The organism is Pseudomonas sp. SWRI154 (assembly GCF_014268645.1).
GTDB classification, from domain to species: domain Bacteria; phylum Pseudomonadota; class Gammaproteobacteria; order Pseudomonadales; family Pseudomonadaceae; genus Aquipseudomonas; species Aquipseudomonas marvdashtae.
Genome location: NZ_JABWQW010000003.1, coordinates 269,029 through 287,859 on the forward strand (window position 1 = coordinate 269,029; position 18,831 = coordinate 287,859).

Annotated in this window: 12 protein-coding genes; 9 read left to right on the plus strand and 3 right to left on the minus strand. The window is 60.3% G+C overall.

What is annotated here, in order from left to right:
- Positions 1-145 precede the first annotated feature (145 nt).
- The 5 genes from HU806_RS04720 (at position 146) to HU806_RS04740 (ending at position 9,243) form a co-directional block, all read left to right on the plus strand.
- Complete coding sequence (locus HU806_RS04720) at positions 146-1,171, plus strand: zinc-dependent alcohol dehydrogenase family protein (protein WP_186610268.1); 1,026 nt, start codon at positions 146-148, stop codon at positions 1,169-1,171.
- 683 nt (positions 1,172-1,854) lie between these two features.
- On the plus strand, positions 1,855-3,342 hold the full coding sequence (locus HU806_RS04725) for a hypothetical protein (protein ID WP_186610269.1): 1,488 nt from the start codon (positions 1,855-1,857) through the stop codon (positions 3,340-3,342).
- 75 nt (positions 3,343-3,417) lie between these two features.
- Positions 3,418-4,815, plus strand: a complete 1,398-nt coding sequence (locus HU806_RS04730) for an aminotransferase-like domain-containing protein (RefSeq protein ID WP_186610270.1) — start codon at positions 3,418-3,420, stop codon at positions 4,813-4,815.
- A 91-nt stretch (positions 4,816-4,906) separates the two neighbouring features.
- Positions 4,907-6,553 (plus strand): phosphoglucomutase (alpha-D-glucose-1,6-bisphosphate-dependent), encoded by a 1,647-nt coding sequence (gene pgm, locus HU806_RS04735; protein WP_186610271.1) that lies wholly within the window; start codon positions 4,907-4,909, stop codon positions 6,551-6,553.
- Between the two features lie 221 nt (positions 6,554-6,774).
- Positions 6,775-9,243, plus strand: coding sequence for a UvrD-helicase domain-containing protein (locus HU806_RS04740; protein WP_186610272.1), 2,469 nt, complete (start codon positions 6,775-6,777; stop codon positions 9,241-9,243).
- A 67-nt stretch (positions 9,244-9,310) separates the two neighbouring features.
- On the opposite strand, the gene HU806_RS04745 is transcribed toward HU806_RS04740, so the two are convergent.
- Both HU806_RS04745 and HU806_RS04750 read right to left on the minus strand, forming a co-directional pair.
- Complete coding sequence (locus HU806_RS04745; protein ID WP_186610273.1) at positions 9,311-9,589, minus strand: DUF1652 domain-containing protein; 279 nt, start codon at positions 9,587-9,589, stop codon at positions 9,311-9,313.
- 192 nt (positions 9,590-9,781) lie between these two features.
- Entirely contained in the window at positions 9,782-11,242 is a 1,461-nt protein-coding gene (locus tag HU806_RS04750) for an MFS transporter (RefSeq protein WP_186610336.1), read from the minus strand.
- 131 nt (positions 11,243-11,373) lie between these two features.
- Between HU806_RS04750 and HU806_RS04755 the strand changes: the two genes are divergently transcribed.
- Positions 11,374-12,261: a LysR family transcriptional regulator gene (locus HU806_RS04755; RefSeq protein WP_186610274.1), complete on the plus strand. Its 888-nt coding sequence runs from the start codon at positions 11,374-11,376 to the stop codon at positions 12,259-12,261.
- A 69-nt stretch (positions 12,262-12,330) separates the two neighbouring features.
- Here HU806_RS04755 and HU806_RS04760 read toward each other — a convergent pair whose 3' ends face one another.
- Positions 12,331-12,555: a YgdI/YgdR family lipoprotein gene (locus tag HU806_RS04760; RefSeq protein ID WP_186610275.1), complete on the minus strand. Its 225-nt coding sequence runs from the start codon at positions 12,553-12,555 to the stop codon at positions 12,331-12,333.
- A gap of 222 nt (positions 12,556-12,777) precedes the next feature.
- Between HU806_RS04760 and HU806_RS04765 the strand changes: the two genes are divergently transcribed.
- The 3 genes from HU806_RS04765 to HU806_RS04775 all read left to right on the plus strand — a co-directional run bounded on the left by HU806_RS04765 (position 12,778) and on the right by HU806_RS04775 (position 18,745).
- A complete protein-coding gene (locus tag HU806_RS04765; RefSeq protein WP_186610276.1) occupies positions 12,778-14,430 on the plus strand; it encodes a VRR-NUC domain-containing protein in 1,653 nt (550 codons plus the stop codon).
- Entirely contained in the window at positions 14,427-16,739 is a 2,313-nt protein-coding gene (locus HU806_RS04770; protein WP_186610277.1) for an ATP-dependent DNA helicase, read from the plus strand. The genes HU806_RS04765 and HU806_RS04770 overlap by 4 nt, the downstream gene beginning before the upstream one ends.
- 68 nt (positions 16,740-16,807) lie before the next feature.
- Positions 16,808-18,745, plus strand: coding sequence for a hybrid sensor histidine kinase/response regulator (locus HU806_RS04775; protein ID WP_186610278.1), 1,938 nt, complete (start codon positions 16,808-16,810; stop codon positions 18,743-18,745).
- Positions 18,746-18,831: the final 86 nt, after the last annotated feature.

Here is an 18,831-nt window from a genome sequence, read left to right on the forward strand (position 1 = left end):
TTAGGGATAAATCCCACCGGACTGGTTCGGTTTTCCTACGCGGAATCAATGACAGGCATGTCGACTATTAATAGCCACTGATGGTCTTGGCTACAAAGCCCGGATAGAGTTCATGGCATTAGAGGTAACTTTGACGAGGTTTGCGATGTCCCGCACGATCCGTTTTCACAAGTTTGGTGGTGCCGAGGTGCTCAAATGCGAAGAGCATGCGGCGGCTCTTCCTGCGCCAGGAGAAGTGCAGGTCCGCGTCGAAGCGATCGGCATCAGTTGGTATGACACCCTCTGGCGCCAGAACCTGGCGTCGTCCCAGGCCCGCCTGCCTTCCGGGCTGGGTCATGAGATGGCCGGGGTGGTGACGGCGGTCGGCGAGGGTGTCGATGATCTGGCCGTTGGCGACAAGGTCGCCAGCTTCCCCGCCGAAAGCCCGAACGATTATCCGGTGTACGGTGAAATCATCGTGCTGCCCCGTACGGCGTTGACCCGTTACCCCGACGTGCTCAGCCCAATCGAAGCCGCAGTGCATTACACGCCGCTGCTGATCGCCTACTTTGCCTATATGGATCTGGCGCGGGTGAAGCCCGGGCAATTTGCCTTGGTGACCGACGCCAGCCATTGCGCCGGCCCATCCTTTGTGCAACTGGGCAAGGCCTTGGGCGTACGGGTGATTGCGGCGACCAAGACTTGCGACGAACGCGAGTATCTCCTGTCGCTTGGCGCTGAAAAGGTCATCGTCACCGAAGAACAGGACTTGCTGATGCAAATCAACAAGCTCACTGATGGTCGCGGCGTCGATGTCGTGTTCGATGGTCTTGGCGGGCCGCAGATGTCGCTTCTCGGCGACGTGCTGGCCCCCCGTGGCAGCCTGGTGCTATATGGCTTGCAGGGCGGTAACCAGACACCATTTCCAGCCTGCGCAGCGTTCCAGAAGAACATTCAGTTCTTTGTGCACTGCATCGGCAATTTCACCGGTAAGCCGGAGCTGGGCATTGTCCAGGACCAGGTGGCGTTGCAGCGGGCGTTGCGCGATATCAATCAGCTGACTGCCGATCGCGTGCTGCTGCCGCTCAAGACTCGGGTGTTTCCGTTCTCCGAGTTTGTCGAGGCTCACCGCTACATGGGCGAATGCCCTTGCCGTGAACGTGTTGCCCTTCAGGTAGTCGATCCCGCCTGATTATCCCCCTTGCGCAAGAGTCACGGGCTACGACTCTTGCGCATGTCCTGGTCGTACCGATCATTTTCTTCCTCGTTCGTAATCCATCGTGTCCGCCGGAAGGTGCGCACCTGCGCCTGGCACGGGCGACGTACCGCCGTTTCACTACGGTGCGTTGAAGGCTCACGCCGCAAGAACGGCAACTGAACTGGTTTTTGCCGTTAATCTGTATCTTCTAATCATTATTTAAGTCCTGATAATTGAGCGCTCGTTTCCAACTCAAGGAAGAAGTCGTGGCGCGATACAGACTTTGCACTGATTTCGAATCTTCTGCGCATGTTCAAAGTGACTTCCGCGTTATTTCCTTCATGGCTGTGCGTCGACAAAGGGGAAGAGTGGCTGGGGCAGCAGGTAGGTCGCCGCTCGGCATGTTCCTTATTTGTTGTATCCCTTGTCTGTGGGAAGTTGTAAGAAATCTCCTAGGACGCTTTAAGGGTTTGGCGATGCCCCATGTTTCCGGGGGTTCTGCCGGCGTCATTGGCAGAGAAGGGGTGGCACTGTTCGTATGTGTCAAATAATTACGCAGGACAGCATTCAAGCCTATCGCCAATACTTCGGGCAATAGCAAAACAATCCTCCAGACCAACACGTCGTGTAAATCAAGCGGGCGCGACGCCGATAATCGAATTTGCAGGTAAATGGTTATGAGTGCAATTCATGAGCAGGCGATGACTTACGTATATCAGCAAGTACTGCAGCGCTTGCTGAATTTTTATTCTCGTGCGGAACGGACTGCATTGCAGCTTTTGATTCAACGCTTGATCGTCGCAGCCGGAGGCATCGACCGCATAGGCGAATACCGCGTGTTGACCGTCCAGGACGGAAGCCGGGAAGGATTCTACGTTCTCACGGCCTTGCGCGCCGCGCAGTTGAGCATTGCTGGCCGGCATCCGACGACGTTCGATCTGCGCGTCGCCACGCCTCGCCTGGGCGAGACCACGCAGGCCAGCCTGGAAAATATCCATCGCTGCTATAGCGCGCTGTTTGTCTACGATGATCCGCGTGTGGAGCTGCTGATGGCGGACAATCGTGAAGTGGTGCCGTTCAACCACAACAAAGCGTTGTCGACTGCGGGGCACGAGGCCAATCGCTTGGATACGCTGGTCTTGGGGCACCTGCGGTCGAATGACAGCCTCTTGGGCATGGGCGACGACGGCTACCTGGCGATGGCGGAATTCTACAGGCACATGGCGCGCTGGGAGTCGGGCGTGGACTCTTGGGTCACCTGTGACACGCCACGCCAGCAAAAGCAGTTCATGACGGGCCTCCAACGCTCGATGCACAAGATGGGCCGGGCCATTGATGCAGGTTGCGGCTATGACGGCCTTTTCACTCAGCTCGATACCTTGGGCGGTGAGCTCTTCCGGGGGTTCTACGGACAGGAATGCCTGGGGCCGTGGCAGCCCGAGGGGCAGTTCGAGGCCCGTCGGCGGATAGGACATATCAGCATCGAGGACCTGATTGTCGACCGGTCGGAAGAAAACAACTGGCCGTTGTTCAGCGAGTTCCTTGGGGTGCGCTCCGACGGATTCATCGTGCCAACGCTTGAACATGAGTACCTCAGTCCGTATTTATCCGCCCACTTGTATGGCTTGCAGGCTTGCTACCTGCAAGGGCGCGGTTATGAAACGGGCTACAGCGACTATGTACAGCGAACCATCATGATCATGCATCGCAAGCAACTGCCCATGCACGTCTGCCAACAGGTACAGGAATTGTTCGGCACACCGGCGGCCATTCCTGAGCGCCGCGCCCAGGCGGCTGTCGAAGCGCAAAACTCGCTGGGCCTTAACGAAACGCAACTGGTTTGCATGCTGTTCGCGCCCTTCGTGGAAAACGGCGCCGGCCTGGAGCATTTCCTGCGTTGTTGCCATCCCGGCATGCTGGTGGCGATGCCAGATTTGCACAAGGCCATGCGGGGCGGGGCCGTACCCGATCAGGTTGCGCAATGGATGGTCGATGTCAGCGGCCTGCCCATTCCCATGCTGGGCAAGTTGTACCGGACGCGTATTAGCCCAGCGGAAACGGAAAGCGTCTTGACGAGCGACCTGCGATCGGCTGTCGAAAGCGCTGCTACGGAGGACGACGAGCAGGAGGGCGACGGCCTGTGTGGACGATCGGCTTGGCGTTGAGGAGCACCGCTTGAACGATTTCTGCTCCATCATCCGATCCTGTCCGGTCATGACTCATTTTGTTGGCCCTTCTTCATGAAGGGTGGCCGTGAAACCGATTTTGCTTACCAGGCGGTCTATCGATACCTGACGAGCCTGATCAATGAGTTGGGCACCGACGCCCGGGTGCGCCTGCCGTCGTTGCGGCAATTATCCGAGCGCTTGAACGTATCCATTTCGACCATCCAGTACGCTTATTCCTTGCTGGAGAAAGAAGGGCGCGTGTATTCGATCGCCAAGTCCGGTTATTACGCGTTGCCGGTGCCCTGTGTTGCTACCCTGGGCGGTGGCGACGATTTGCTTGAAACCTTGTATGTCAACGCACGCCGGCCAGGCATGCTAGCGCTGAGCGACGATGAACCGGCGTCCTTGCAGTCGCTGGACAGTCCGCTGCTGTTGCTTGAGCGCGAGTTGCTACGCCAGTATCCGCGCGCTTCGCAGCTGCCTTCGCAGCCTTGGGGCGAGCAGGAATTGCGCATGGCGCTGGCGGCGCGTTACACCTCGTCGCCGGCAAGATGCTGGAATGCCGACGACGTGTATATCGGGGCCGACCTGAGAGGTGTCCTGGAAATCCTGATTGCCGTGCTGGCCCTCAAGGGCGCAACGGTGTTGATCGAATCGCCCTGCGACTGGACGATCCTGCGCTTGTTGCAAGCGGCCGACGTCCAGGTCATCGAACTGTCGTTGCTGGAGGGGGGCGAAATCGATGTCGATCAACTGGCCCGATTGCTGGCGAGCGAAACGGTAAGGCTGGTGGTGCTGTCCTCGGTCCTGAGCATGCCCATGGGTACCCAGGCAAGTGAAGGCAATCGCTACGCGGTGGCGCGGCTGCTGGATTTGTACGGCACATGGGTACTGGAAAACGACAGCTATACCGACCTGATATTCGAGCCGGGAGGGACGCCTTATCGAGATTTGCTTGACCCGGACCGGCTGATTGTCTACTCCACTTTCGAAAAAACCATCGGTGCCGAAGCGCCCTACGGTTATCTGCTGTCGCGGCAATTGACGCTGTCGCTGCAGCGGCATTTCCTGTTGCGCGCGTTTCGTCTGTCGCCAATTCGCCAGAAGGCGATTGCTCGCCTGTACAGCAACGGTCGGATCGACCAGCACTTGCAGGTGCTGCGGCGCTTGCTGCGTGAAAGTGCCGTTTCGACGACGCATTGGATAGGCGAGCGGCTAGGGGATTGCCTGCAATGGGTGGAGCCTGAAGGTGGCGCGACGATCTGGGTGCGCTCATCGCGCCAAGCTGATCTGCGGCGAGTTTTCCAGCGCCTGCTTGCCCAGCGAATCGTTATCGCGCCGGGGGAGTTGTTCAGCATCCAGGGACTATACGACCAACATTTGCGTTTGGCCCACGTCGTCAGCGGGACCGAGGACTCAGACGCAGCCTTCCATGCGTTGGCCGATGCGTTGAGGGCCGAACAATCATGATGGCAGGGCGATGGATCGAACCCATCGCTTGATGGTCGAACTGTCAGTAAACTGCTTTCATTTTTCGAGCCACTCCATTCCGAGGTTTTGCATGACAGTCAGTCCATTTGCGGGCAAGCCGGCACCGGCAGAGTTGTTGATCGATATCCCGCGACTGGTGACGGCCTACTACACTGGCCGGCCCGATGCTTCGGTTTCGACCCAGCGCGTGGCTTTTGGCACTTCGGGCCACCGGGGAAGCTCGTTCGACCTGGGCTTCAATGAATGGCACGTATTGGCCATCAGCCAGGCGATTTGCCTGTACCGTGAAGCGCAGGGCATCAATGGGCCGTTGTTCGTCGGTATCGACACCCATGCGTTGTCGACCCCGGCGGGCGCCAGCGCGTTGGAAGTGCTGGCCGCCAACGGCGTAACCGTCATGATCGCCGAAGGAGACGAGTACACGCCCACGCCGGCGATTTCCCACGCTATCCTTTGCTACAACCGTGGCCGTACCACCGGCCTGGCTGACGGCATCGTCATCACGCCGTCCCATAATCCGCCGCAGAGTGGTGGCTATAAATACAACCCCACCAATGGCGGTCCGGCAGATACCCACATCACCAAATGGATCGAAGCCAAGGCCAATGAGCTGCTGGCCAATCAGTTGGCTGGCGTCAAGCGCATCAGCTATGAGCAGGCGCTCAAGGCCGAGACCACCCACCGCCACGATTTCCTCAATACCTACGTGGCTGACCTGGTCAATGTCATCGATTTCGATGCCATCCGTGGTGCCGGGTTGCGCCTGGGCGTCGACCCGCTGGGCGGCGCGGGCGTACGCTACTGGCCTGCCATTGCCGAGCACTACCGGCTGGATCTTGAAGTGGTCAATACCAACGTGGATTCGACCTTCCGCTTCATGACGGTCGACTGGGATGGGCAAATCCGCATGGACCCTTCTTCGAGTCACGCCATGCAAGGCCTGATTGGCCTTAAAGAACGCTTCGACGTGGCTTTTGCCTGCGATCCGGATCACGATCGCCACGGTATCGTGACACCGAGTGGCGGCCTGCTCGCTCCGAACAACTACCTGGCGGTGTCCATCGATTACCTGTTCCAGAATCGTCCGCAATGGCGGGCCGATGCCGCCATCGGCAAGACCGTGGTCAGCAGCGGCCTGATCGATCGCGTGGCCAAGAGCCTGGGGCGACGCCTCTATGAGGTGCCGGTGGGCTTCAAGTGGTTTGCCGACGGTCTGTTCGATGGCTCCCTGGGTTTTGGTGGCGAGGAAAGTGCTGGTGCTTCGTTCCTGCGCAAGGACGGCGGCGTCTGGAGTACCGACAAGGACGGCCTGATCCCGGCGCTGTTGGCTGCTGAAATGACCGCTCGCACCGGTCGTGACCCAAGCCAGGCCTACCGTGCCCTGACGGATGAGCTGGGCGAACCGTTCTCGGTGCGTGTCGACGCCAAGGCCAGCCCGCAACAGAAAGCACTGCTGAGTAAGCTGTCGCCGGACCAGGTCCAGTCCACCGAGCTGGCCGGGGAGGCGATCCAGAGCATCCTCAGCCATGCGCCAGGCAACGACCAGGCCATCGGCGGCTTGAAGGTGATGACCGAAAACGGCTGGTTCGCGGCGCGACCATCCGGTACCGAAGACATCTACAAGATCTACGCCGAAAGCTTCATCGGCGACGAGCACCTGAAACAACTGGTGGTCGAGGCCCAGGCACTGGTAGACGGGGCCATTTGCGGACGGTAATAAACAGCTCTCCAACGACAAACAGCCTCGCCCTCATGATCGATTTGCAACGATGCAGATCCTTTCATGGGGGCGAGGCTGTTTGTAATCGAGCAGTCGACATCCTGATACGACACTTTCATTTCATCGCCTAAATCCCTGAATTAAAAGCTTTTGGCTGGAATCCGCTGGCAAATCCAGACACCATAGTCGCCATGGTTCTGAACACCGGAGTTTCCAGCGTGTCGCAACACAGCCCCGATCTTCCCCCCGAACTTTTACCCCTGGCTCAGATGCCTTGGTTAAAACGCCTGGCCGCGCGATTTTTCGGCCACGGCCTGACCCGTCTGCGCGCCCAGCATCGCGCATCCTGGCTGCACGGTCAGGCTGATGGTTTTCGCAGCGGTCATGCCGCCGGATTCGACTACGGTTTCGGCGAAGGCAAAGCCGAAGGACTGGAGGAGGGTCGTCAGGTTCTGTTGATCCGTGACTCACGAAGTAACGAGCACCCACCCCCCAAGGTCGATGATTTGTTATTCGACGATTGGCGCCTGCCCGTCACCGCCGAACTGAAGAAGCGCGTCAAGGCCGACGTTGCGCGACGTTTACCGGCGGATGAGCAGCCCAGCAATGCGCAATGGAAAATGATTTTCAGCGACACGCCCACGACTTCGGTCATAGCCGGCGCGGGTGCGGGCAAGTCCACGACGTTGGTGCTGCGGGTTGTGCTGCTCTCCCAGTACTTGGGTTTCGAGCTGGATTCGATGACCGTGGTGACGTTCACCCGTGAGTCGCGCAAGGACTTCATCGAAAAGCTGGTCGCGGTGTTTGCGCTTTGGGGGCGCACCATCAGCCTCAAGGAGGCGCGCGACCTGGTGCGCACCTTCCATTCCCGTCTCCTGCCTATGGTCCGTAGCCTGCCGGGGTTTGAGCGGCTGCAGGCGTTCGAGACGCTGAGCCACCGCACCGGGGCGGATGAGGAGGACACCCAGGGCAATCCGTTCGATTTACGTATCAACGATGCCCAGCGCCAGCAACTCAATACCTGTTATCACAACCTCTACCAACGCGACGAGCGTTTCCGCGAGCTGATCAAGCCGCTTTCCCTCCACGCGCTGCAACTCAAGGCGCTGGAGCGTGACCACCCGGATGTGCAAAAGCGTGTGGCAGTGACTGAGCTGGCGGCTCAGCGCGATGAAGCGTTGTGCGATGCGATTGAAGACTTATGGTTTCGCGCGGGTGCCTGGCCGATCAAAGGCATTGAGCCCAAGCGCCAGGTGTTCGAGATCAACGGGTCGCGGTTCTATTGCCATGGCTATAGCCAGTCGCTCGATGCTTGGGTGATGTTGGGATTCGATCCCCGTGAAAATTCCCAACTGAGCCGACCCGGTGCCAAGCTGAGCCTGCGCGCCGAATGGGCTGTAAAGCGAACCTTGTTTCAAGCTTTCTCGCGTAAGCCTTTGATTTGGCTAGATAGTTATGAAGATTCCAGGCGCGTCATGACTTCGCTGGCGGGGAACACCAGCTCGGGGCCCGGGTTCGATTACCGGGTCAAGGGCGAACTGAGTTCAGCGCCGTTGCTGGATTGTTTCGTCTCGGCGGCAGGCTTTATCGAAAACCTTGGCCTGGACGTTCCGGATGCGGTTGGCAAAATGTGTTTTGCCCAAGACGATCCGGATCGGTATTTTTTTGAAGCCTTGAGTCGATTCTGGCGGGCATTTGAAGACCATTTGCTCGACCAATCGCCACCAGTGATGACCTACAACCGAATGTTTGCGCTGTTCAGCGAGCATTCGCCAGAAAATCTCAAGCTGCTCGACGACACGTTACTGAGGCCGCTTTCGCATCTGATGATCGACGAGTTCCAGGACGTTTCTCCACAAATCGTCTCCTGGATACGGGCGAGTCTGGGCGAGGTGCGCAGTCGCGGGCCCGCCATGCACGTCGGGCGCGGTGCGCAGCGTTCGTCCTTGCTGTGCGTGGGCGATGATTGGCAGTCAATCTACGGTTGGCGCGGCAGTTCGCCGAGTTTCTTCATGGGCTTCGACCAGCAGTTCCCGTCACCGGCGACAACTCGGGTGATGCTCACTGAAAACTACCGTAGCCACCAATACATCATTGATGCGGCCGAGCACATCGTTCGCTCGGCGCAATCCATTCCCGGTAAAAAAGCCAAGGCAAGCGGCAGGGCCCGTGCGCCAAGTCCGGTCACGGTGCTTGACCGGGACGACGAAGGGTTGGCGCGGCGACTCGAAGAACATTACCGCAACGGTGATTCGATCTTGATGTTGTATCGAAAAAGCAGCGATAAGGCATTGATAGAAAAGAATATTAGTCGAACAGTTAATGTGGATTCTAGTTTGCCTTATCCGCAGCGGCGGCTCAGGCAGATGACCTATCACAGTGCCAAAGGCCTTCAAGCCGATGCGGTGTTCCTGCTAGGGGATTGCCAGCACCTCACCCGTTCGCCCTATAAGAATCAGGTTTACCGGATGGCCGGGTTGGGCCACGAAGGTGACCTCGAACCGTACGACACGGCGCAGAAAGATGAGATCCTGCGCCTGGCCTACGTGGGCATCACCCGGGCGGTCCAGCATTGCTACTGGTATGTCGACTCCCAGGAAGGCCAGGCGGTCAATGCCCCGAAGGCTTCGGACCGGATCGGCGCAGGCAAGCCGTTCTTCCTCGACCGTCGCCGTGCCCAAGGTTGAGATCAGGCTGAATTGAAGCCTATAAAAAAGCCCACATCAATTGTGGGCTTTGTATTGCCAGGACGCGTCAGGAGGCGAATCGTTGCAAGCCAACTGGCGGTACGAAGGCTTCAAGCTCGGCTTCCACCGCTTCGATGATTCGCTCGACGTCGGGGGCGTTCATCACGGTTGCACAGGGAATGCCTGCAATCGCGATCATGGTTTCGCCGCTGGCGCGGTCGAACAACCTGGCGACCATGCTGCCTGGCGCGTCCATGCTGGCTTCGAAGCCCATGGGATGAAAATGCCAGCGCATCAATTGGCAGGCATTGGGGAACGTTACCTTGCTGAAAGATCCTTTATTCATTTGCGGCCCGCCTTCTTCATCAAGCGCTTCCTTTTGCTCATGTCAGGAAGGAAGAGCCATCATGGCTCTACCAATGAGAACTAAAAATAGCACCTGAAAATGAACGTCACGTGGATTTTTTCAGTCCGTTTGGCGATTGGTTCAGTTTTTTTGATCTGCGTCATGACCTAACGGCAAATGTCCAGAGTGCCATCATCGTTCACCTGCGCTTTCCTGATAGGCCTCCGATGGCTCTGGGACGCGGTGTTTAAAGGCGATAAGCCATCCCAGGGTCGTCAACGCCAGCGCTACGCCGAAGGTCACGTGCAAGCCGTTTGCAACGTCGTCGGGGCTGGCTGTAGAGATACCGTTGGTCGGAAGCGTGGCCGCGAAAACCGCGCCGAGCACCGAGGCACCGGTAAAAAAGCCCAGGTTGCGGGACAGGTTCAGCAGGCCCGAGACGACGCCGCGCTGGTTATCGACGACGGGTGCCATCACCGCCGTGTTGTTGGCCGTCTGGAACATCGCGTAGCCAAGGGTCGTCACTACGATCGCAGCGACATAGCCACCGATGCCAAGCGCCGGGGAGAGCAATGACAACAGTGAGGTGCCAAGGACCATTGTCGCCAACCCGGCCAGCCGCATGGGGCGCGCGCCGAATCGGTCAGCCAGGCGCCCGGCGGGAACCCCGGAAAGGGCGGCGACGCACGGTCCCGCTGCCAATACCAGCCCGACGAGGGCCGAAGGCAGGCCGAGCGTGATGGACAGATAAAACGGCCCGACGAGCAAGGTCGCCATCATCACCGTTGCGACCAGCGCATTCGTCGCCAGGCCTGACACCAGCAAACGGTCGCCAAGCATCGCCAAGGGGATCAGTGGCGACGCCAGCCGACGCTGCACCCGGACGAATAACCCACCGCTGAGGATTGCTGCCAGCAGCAATCCGGCATTCAACGCACCGAAGCTCCCGCGCCCAAGGGTCATCGCCAAGGCATAAGCGCCCAGCGTCGTTGCCAGGAGCAATGTGCCGAGGCCATCGAAGCGCACCCGCCCGGCTGTTGCCGTGGCTCCGGCCGGAAGGGATCGCCAAGCCAGCAACAGCGTCAGCAGCCCGAGTGGCACGTTGATCAGGAACACCGCATGCCAACCGAACCCGCTGATCAACAGGCCACCTACCGACGGGCCCAGGGCGGTGCCCACCGCCGACAGCGTGGCCAGCAGTCCCATCGCGACACCGGTCTTGGCTTTTTCGACCGTTTCGCCAACCAGCGCCATCGTCAGGGTCATCATGATGGCCGCCCCCAGGCCTTGCAGCGCCCGGGCGGCAATCAGCATCCACAACGAGGGCGCCAAGCCACACAGGGCTGACGCTAGCGTAAACAACGCAATGCCCATCAGTAGAAGCGTGCGGCGGCCCATCAGGTCTCCCAGGCGTCCCATGCTGACGATCAGCGTGGTGATCGCCAGCAGGTAAGCCAGCACCACCCATTGCACCTGCGCGAAAGATGCATCGAATGCCTGGGCCAGTACCGGCAAGGCCACGGTGGCTACGCTGGCGCCAAAGGAGGCGAGCAGCGTGGAAAGCGCCAGGCTGGCCAGGGCCCAGCGCGTAGAAACACGCTCATGTCGAAATGCGCCCGATGGCAAGCGTTGCTCTGTATCGGCTGGCTTCATCATGTTTCCTCTGTCTGCTGCTCTCGCATTGGAGCTGTCGGAACAGTACGCCGAGGCATAACATGGCGGAAGACGCACGAGTTGCATGTTATAGCTGCGTAAAACGCCATCTATCAGAACCGGGGCCGACGATGTCCACACCTGACCTCAACCTGCTCGTTACCCTTGACGCCTTGCTGTCCGAAGGCAGCGTGGCCGGTGCGGCCCGACGGCTGCGATTGAGCCCCTCGGCCATGAGCCGAGCGCTGGCGCGTCTGCGGCAGGCCACCGGCGATCCATTATTGGTACGGGCGGGGCGTGGGCTGGTTCCGACGCCACGGGCGCAGGAGTTGCGCGAGCAGGTCGGTCAACTGCTACAGGACGTCCAGGCGGCGCTGCGCCCGGTGCAGGCCGCGGATCTGCGACGAATCAACCGCACCTTCACGCTGCGCACCCGCCAAGGGTTCGTGGAAAACTTCGCCGTCGAGCTGCTTGCCCACATTGGCGGGCAAGCACCTGGAATAAGGCTGCGTTTTGTCGACAAGGCGGACCGCGACAGCACGGCGCTACGCGAAGGCAGCGTGGATCTGGAGACCGCCGTGGTGGGCGAGGACACCCGCCCGGAATTGCGCACGCAAGCGCTGTTCACCGACCGCCTGATGGGTGTGGTGCGGGCGGGGCATCCGCTGAGTCGGGGCGAGGTGAACGTTGCCGACTATGCGGCGGGCCAGCACATCGGAGTTTCCATGCGTGGCCTTGAGCATGGCCTGATCGACAAGGCCCTGGGCTCGATGGATTTGACTCGCGAAATCATTACCACCGTACCGGGCTTTTCCACCGCGCTGGGCCTCGCCCGGTCCAGCGACCTGATCGCCAGCGTGCCGGAGCGCTACACCGCCCGTTTGCGGATTGGCATGCACAGTTTCGTGCTGCCAGTGGCGGTGCCCGAATTCACCATTGCCATGCTTTGGCACCCGCGGATGGATGCCGATCCTGTGCACCGTTGGCTAAGGGGCTGTTTGCGGGAGGTATGTTCGTGATGCCGACAGGCTAGGGCCGATTTGCCGGACCAGAAGAGGCCAGCCCTCACGGAGAGGGCTCGATTACAATCAATCTTCCTTGCGTATCGTCGCCACCTCATCGGCGCGCACCCGGACTTTCTTGCCCGAAATGTCTTCAAACTCGTAGAAGCCATCGGCGGTACGGGTATTGGGGGTGTCCTCGGTCAAATACTGCGTACCGTTCTGCAAGGTCACTACGGTCGGTGTCGAACAGCCGGCCAGCGCCAGGAATGTCACGGCGACCAAGGGCAGCCCGAGAAACCTGATGTTCATAGTCCATAACCTCTAGTCAAAAAGACGCGAGCCCGGCTGATTCGACCGGGCCATCACTGAGTTAACCGCCATTGGTCTCGCTTGCCGTAGGAAAGTTCATCGCCGCTTGAAGGATTTCACCTTTAAATATAGAAGACCGCTCATCTTTTGCAGTTGCTTGGGCTGCGAGTAGCTGATATCTGTACGCATAACCAGTACTTCCAGCATGCGTGGCGCTTTTCCGTGACAGCCAACCCCCTCGACGATCCCTTTTACTATCTGAACAACTTCCAGCGAGTACTCGCATGGCTGACGCAACGTTACGCCGATGTGCTCGGCAGCGAAGAAGTGAGCTTCATCGAGGGTTTCTCGGCATTGCCGCGCTCGTCCCAGGGGTTGCTGGTACGGTTGGTGATGCGCAAGGGCCTGCACTTTCGCCGCAATAAACTGCACTACGCCGAAATCGGCGAGATCGACCTGGCCGTGGCGCCGTTGTTGGCGTTGGGCTGGGTCGAGGAGCACGCCAGTCTTACTCTGGTCGAGCTGTTTGACGTGTTGCTCAAACAGGAAGTCCTCCTCTGCCTGGGTCATTTGATCGAGCACCCCAAGGCGAATAAGACCCAATGGCTGCAAGCATTGAGCGATCATTGCAGCCAACCGAAGCCGTTTCGCGATTGGTGCCCTCAGCTCGAGGATCGGCTGTTCAGCGTCACGGTCATGGCGCTATGCGACCGCTTGCGACTGATGTTTTTTGGCAATCTTTACCAGGACTGGTCGGAGTTCGTGCTGGCGGACCTGGGCATCTTCACTTATGAAACGGTCGAGTTCAGCGTCGAATCGCGGGGATTGCGCAGCCGACAGGACATCGATGCGTGTTTTTTCCTGCATCAATGCCAGCAAGCTTTCGAGGCTGGCGAGCCGCTCGAATCGATCGTCACCCAGGTCGACAGCCTGGTTCTGGACAACCCTTGGCTGGAGCGCCGCCGAGGCAAATTGTTGTTCCAGATCGGCCAGCACGGCGAGCGGATCGGCGATTTTGCCCTGGCCCTGCGCATTTATCGCGATTGCACGTACCCCGGCGCGCGGCTGCGGATGATCCGCGTGCTGGAGCGGATCGGCGAATATGCGTTGGCCCTCGAGCTGGGCGAAGCAGCAGCCCAGTCGCCGCAAAATGCCGCCGAACATCAGGCCTTGCTGAGGATAGTGCCTCGATTGCGGCGCAAACTGGGTGGGCCACCGGTGCCACGGGCGATGGCTCGGGCGGTGGAGCGGCTGGACCTGCATTTGCCCCGCGTCGACCCGGCGCTGTCGGTGGAGTATTGCGTCCAGGCGCATCTGCATGATGAGGCCGCGCCGGTACATTACGTCGAGAACAGTCTGGTCAACTCGCTGTTCGGCCTGTTGTGCTGGCCGGCGATCTTCGCGCCGCTGCCAGGAGCGTTTTTCCACCCGTTCCAACGCGGCCCGGTGGACCTGCTCCATGAAGATTTCCATGACCGCCGCGCCGAGCTGTTCGCGGCGTGTTTCGCCGAGTTGGAGGACGGTCGCTATCGGCACACCATCCGCCGCCGCTACGCGGAAAAGTCGGGCGTGCAATCGCCTTTCGTTTTCTGGGGCGCGCTGTCCGAGGAACTGCTGGACCAAGCGCTCGATTGCTTGCCGGCTGAACACCTCAGGCACTGGTTCAACCGCCTGCTGTTGGATATCAAGGCCAATCGCGCCGGCATGCCCGACCTGATCCAGTTCTGGCCGCAGCACAAGACCTACCGCATGATTGAGGTCAAAGGCCCGGGTGACCGCCTGCAAGACAACCAATTGCGCTGGTTGGAGTTCTGCCATGAGCACCGGATGCCCGTTGCAGTCTGTTACGTGCAATGGGCGGAGCAGGGCGCATGACCGAGGCGCCGAGCTACAGCATCGCGGTCCGGACGTTATGTGAATTCACTGCCAAGGTCGGCGACCTGGACCTGCGTTTCACCCCGTCGCCCACGGCGCTGGAAGGCATTGTCGGCCACCGGACCGTGGCATCGCGGCGCAGTGAGGGCTATCAGGCCGAAGTGAGCCTGGAGGGCGTCTATCACGCGCTGAAGGTCAAGGGCAGGGCGGACGGCTACGATCCGGTTCGCAACTGCCTTGAAGAGGTGAAGACGTACCGGGGCGACCTGGGCAAACAACCCGACAACCATCGCCAGTTGCATTGGGCCCAGGCGAAGATCTACGGCTGGCTGATGTGCCAGAAGCTGCAACTGCCGCGCATCGACGTGGCCTTGGTGTACTTCGACATTGTCAGTGAAAAGGAGACCTGCCTGGCGCAAGGCTTCGACGCGCTGCAACTCCAGGCTTTTTTCGAGCAGCAGTGCGCGCTATTCCTGGCCTGGGCCGAACAGGAGATGCGCCATCGCCTGGCACGCAACCTGGGAGCCCAGGCCCTGGCATTTCCCCACGCCGGTTTCAGGCCCGGGCAACGGCACCTGGCCGAGTCGGTGTTCAAGGCCGTGAGCACCGGTCGTTGCCTGATGGCCCAGGCGCCCACGGGGATCGGCAAGACCGTTGGCACCTTGTTTCCGATGCTCAAGGCTCTCGCGCCGCAGCGCCTGGACAAGGTGTTTTTCCTCACCGCAAAAACCCCGGGACGCAAGCTGGCGCTGGACGCGGCTCGGCTGATCACCCAAAGCGACCCCGCGATGCCGCTGCGGGTATTGGAAATGATCGCCCGGGACAAGGCCTGCGAGCATCCGGACAAAGCCTGCCATGGCGAGTCGTGCCCACTGGCCCGCGGGTTTTACGATCGGCTGCCGCAGGCTCGCGAGGCGGCGAGCCAGATCACGTTGCTCGATCAGGCTGCGTTGCGTGACATCGCGCTGGCCCATGAGGTCTGTCCGTACTACTTGAGCCAGGAAATGGCCCGCTGGGCGGATGTGGTGGTGGCCGACTACAACTATTACTTCGACTTCAGCGCCTTGCTCTTCGGCCTTGCCCAGGCCAATGCCTGGACGGTCGCGACCTTGGTGGACGAAGCGCACAATCTGGTCGAGCGAGGCCGCCAGATGTATAGCGCGACCCTTGATCAGTCCGCACTCGCGGCGGTGCTGAAAACCGCGCCCGCGCCCGTGAAGAAGGCGCTGCAGAAGGTCAATCGGCAGTGGAACGCCTTGCATGAGCCACAAATCGCCGCTTACCAAGCCTATGGAAAGCCCCCGGAAAAGCTGCTCCAGGCGCTGGGATCCTGCGTCACGGCCATCGGTGATTACCTCAACGACCATCCCCAGGGACTCGACAGCGCGCTGCAAGCTTTCTACTTCGACGCGTTGCAATTCGGCCGCGTGGCGGAGTCGTTCGACGAGCATTTCCTGTTCGACATCCACAAACGCGAGTCCGGTCGCCAGCGCAGCCTCTCCTCGTTGTGCCTGCGCAACGTCGTGCCGGCCGGTTTCCTGCGGCCCAGGTTCACGGCATCGCGCAGCAGCGTGCTGTTTTCCGCGACCCTGAGCCCGCGCCAGTATTACGCGGACCTGCTGGGAACGCCGGCCGACACTGTATGGATCGACGTCGAGTCGCCGTTCCAGGCGCAACAGCTGGATGTGCAGGTGATCAGCCGGATTTCCACCCGGTTTGCCCATCGCCAGGCATCCCTGGAGCCTATCGTCGCGCTGATGGCGCGCCAGTTCGACGAACGTCCTGGCAATTACCTTGCGTTCTTCAGCAGTTTCGATTATTTGCAGCAAGTGGCCGAACTGTTCGCCGAACGACACCCGCACATTGGCACCTGGACGCAATCGCGCGGCATGGGCGAGGCGCCTCGACAGGCGTTCCTCGAACGATTCATGGAACACAGCCAGGGCGTCGGCTTCGCGGTGCTGGGCGGTGCGTTCGGGGAGGGGATCGACCTGCCGGGTTCGCGACTGATCGGCGCCTTCATTGCCACCTTGGGCTTGGCGCAGTTCAACCCGGTCAACGAACAGATCAAGCAGCGCATGGCGGCCATTTTTGGCGATGGCTACGATTACACCTACTTGTACCCCGGCCTGCAAAAGGTCGTGCAAGCGGCGGGTCGGGTCATCCGCACCCAGCAGGATCAAGGCGTCGTCATGCTCATCGACGACCGGTTTGGCGAGGCCAAGGTGCAACGGCTGCTACCGCAATGGTGGTCGGTCAGGCCGGAACAAGCCCAATCTCCCGACAAACATCACCATAACCCCACATAAATCAGGTTTTTCCTCTCGCGGGACTTGTTTCATACTCCACGAAAATCCCCAAGGATTCCTCGGCCACCATGCTTGAGAACGACCCAAAGACCGTCCCCGTCATCAATGAAGACCAGCGCTTTCGACTGCTCATCGACGCGGTGGTCGACTATGCGATCTACATGACTGACCCGTCGGGCATCATCACCAGTTGGAACTCCGGCGCCCGACGTTTCAAGGGCTATGAAGAATCCGAAATCCTCGGCGAGCATTTTTCCCGTTTCTATACCGACCAGGACCGTGCCGCCGGCGTGCCGCAGCGGGCGCTGGACACGGCCGTGAGCGAAGGGCGCTTCGAAGGCGAGGGCTGGCGGGTGCGCAAGGACGGCACGCTGTTCTGGTCCCATGTGGTCATTGATCCGATCATCGACAGCCAGAGCGGAGCATTGCTCGGCTTCGCCAAGATCACCCGCGACCTGACCGATCGCAAGATGGCCGAAGAAACCCTCAAGCAAAGCGAGCAACAGTTTCGTCTGTTGGTGCAGAGCGTCACCGACTACGCCATCTACATGCTCGACCCGGATGGCCAGGTGACTAACTGGAACCAGGGCGCGCAGCGGATCAAGGGGTACTTGCCGGCGCAAGCCATCGGTCAGCATTTTTCGATGTTCTATACGCCCGAAGACCGCGAAGCCGGTGAGCCACAGCGTGCCCTGAGCATAGCCGCCAGTGAGGGCCGGTTCGAAAAGAAGGGTTGGCGCGTGTGCAGGGATGGCACGCGATTCATGGCGCACGTGGTCATCGATGCGATTCGCAGCGATACCGGAACGCTGCTGGGCTTTGCCAAGATCACCCGCGACATCACCGATGCCACCCAGGCTCAGCAGGCACTCGAACAGGCCCGCGAGGCACTGTTCCAATCCCAGAAACTGCAAGCCATCGGGCAGCTCACCGGCGGCATCGCCCATGATTTCAACAATCTGTTGACGGTGATACTCGGCAACCTGGAGATCGTGCGCAAGCGTATGCCCAGCGATCCGAAGCTCAGCCAGCTGTTGGATAACGCGACCCAAGGCGCACTTCGCGGCGTGTCGCTGACCCAGCGCATGCTTGCGTTTGCCCGCCGGCAGAAGCTCACCTCCGAATCGGTGGAGCTGTCGGCGTTGGTGCAGGGCATCAGCGGTCTGCTGCAAAGCTCCATGGGCCCTTCGATTCATATCCAGGCCCAGTTCGCCGAGGCGTTGGCGCCGGTGATGGCCGATGTCAATCAACTCGAACTGGCGATCCTCAACCTGGCGACCAACGCCCGGGACGCCATGCCACACGGCGGCAGGATACTCATCCAGGCGCAGGAGCGGTTGGCGACCGAGGTCACGGGACTGGACAAGCCCTTGGCCCCCGGGCGATACATTTGCCTGGCGATCACGGACGAGGGCGAGGGCATGGATGAGGTGACGCTGGCCTCTGCGGTGGATCCGTTTTTCACCACCAAGGGCGTGGGCAAGGGCACCGGCCTGGGCTTGTCCATGGTGCATGGTCTCGCCGGGCAGTTGGGCGGCAGGCTGATACTCAGGAGCGAAAAAGGTGTCGGCACCACCGCCGAGCTTTGGCTGCCGGTGGCTGATGATTCGGTAGCGCAGACGCCGCCTGCGACGCAGGCGCCGGCGCCCCCGGTCCAGGAGTTGCGCGTGCTGGTGGTGGACGATGACAGCCTGGTGCTGACCAGCACTCGCCTGATGATCGAAGACCTGGGCCATCGGGTTCTCTGCGCACCGTCGGGCGCCCAGGCGCTGGAGGTGTATGAGCGCAACCAGGATATCGACCTGGTAATCACCGACATGGCCATGCCACAAATGGATGGCGCGCAGCTGGCAAGGTTGCTGCGTATGCGCCAGCCGAACCTGCCGATCATCCTCGCGACCGGTTATGCCGAACGCCTGGAAGGCTTCGCCACCGAGCTGCCACGGCTGACCAAGCCATTCAAGCAGATCGACCTGGTGCAGATCATTGGACAGACGATGAAATGAACACTCTGCGTAGCTCCAATGTGGCGAGGGAGCTTGCTCCCGCTGGGTTGCGTAGCGACCCCATGAATCCATGGGCGCCACGCACT

Coding starts and splice junctions, on each gene's coding strand:
- HU806_RS04720 (WP_186610268.1), top strand. CDS start 146: ATGTCCCGCACGATCCGTTTTCACAAGTTTGGTGGTGCCGAGGTGCTC.
- HU806_RS04725 (WP_186610269.1), top strand. CDS start 1,855: ATGAGTGCAATTCATGAGCAGGCGATGACTTACGTATATCAGCAAGTA.
- HU806_RS04730 (WP_186610270.1), top strand. CDS start 3,418: ATGAAGGGTGGCCGTGAAACCGATTTTGCTTACCAGGCGGTCTATCGA.
- pgm (WP_186610271.1), top strand. CDS start 4,907: ATGACAGTCAGTCCATTTGCGGGCAAGCCGGCACCGGCAGAGTTGTTG.
- HU806_RS04745 (WP_186610273.1), bottom strand. CDS start 9,589: ATGAATAAAGGATCTTTCAGCAAGGTAACGTTCCCCAATGCCTGCCAA.
- HU806_RS04750 (WP_186610336.1), bottom strand. CDS start 11,242: ATGAAGCCAGCCGATACAGAGCAACGCTTGCCATCGGGCGCATTTCGA.
- HU806_RS04755 (WP_186610274.1), top strand. CDS start 11,374: ATGTCCACACCTGACCTCAACCTGCTCGTTACCCTTGACGCCTTGCTG.
- HU806_RS04760 (WP_186610275.1), bottom strand. CDS start 12,555: ATGAACATCAGGTTTCTCGGGCTGCCCTTGGTCGCCGTGACATTCCTG.
- HU806_RS04770 (WP_186610277.1), top strand. CDS start 14,427: ATGACCGAGGCGCCGAGCTACAGCATCGCGGTCCGGACGTTATGTGAA.
- HU806_RS04775 (WP_186610278.1), top strand. CDS start 16,808: ATGCTTGAGAACGACCCAAAGACCGTCCCCGTCATCAATGAAGACCAG.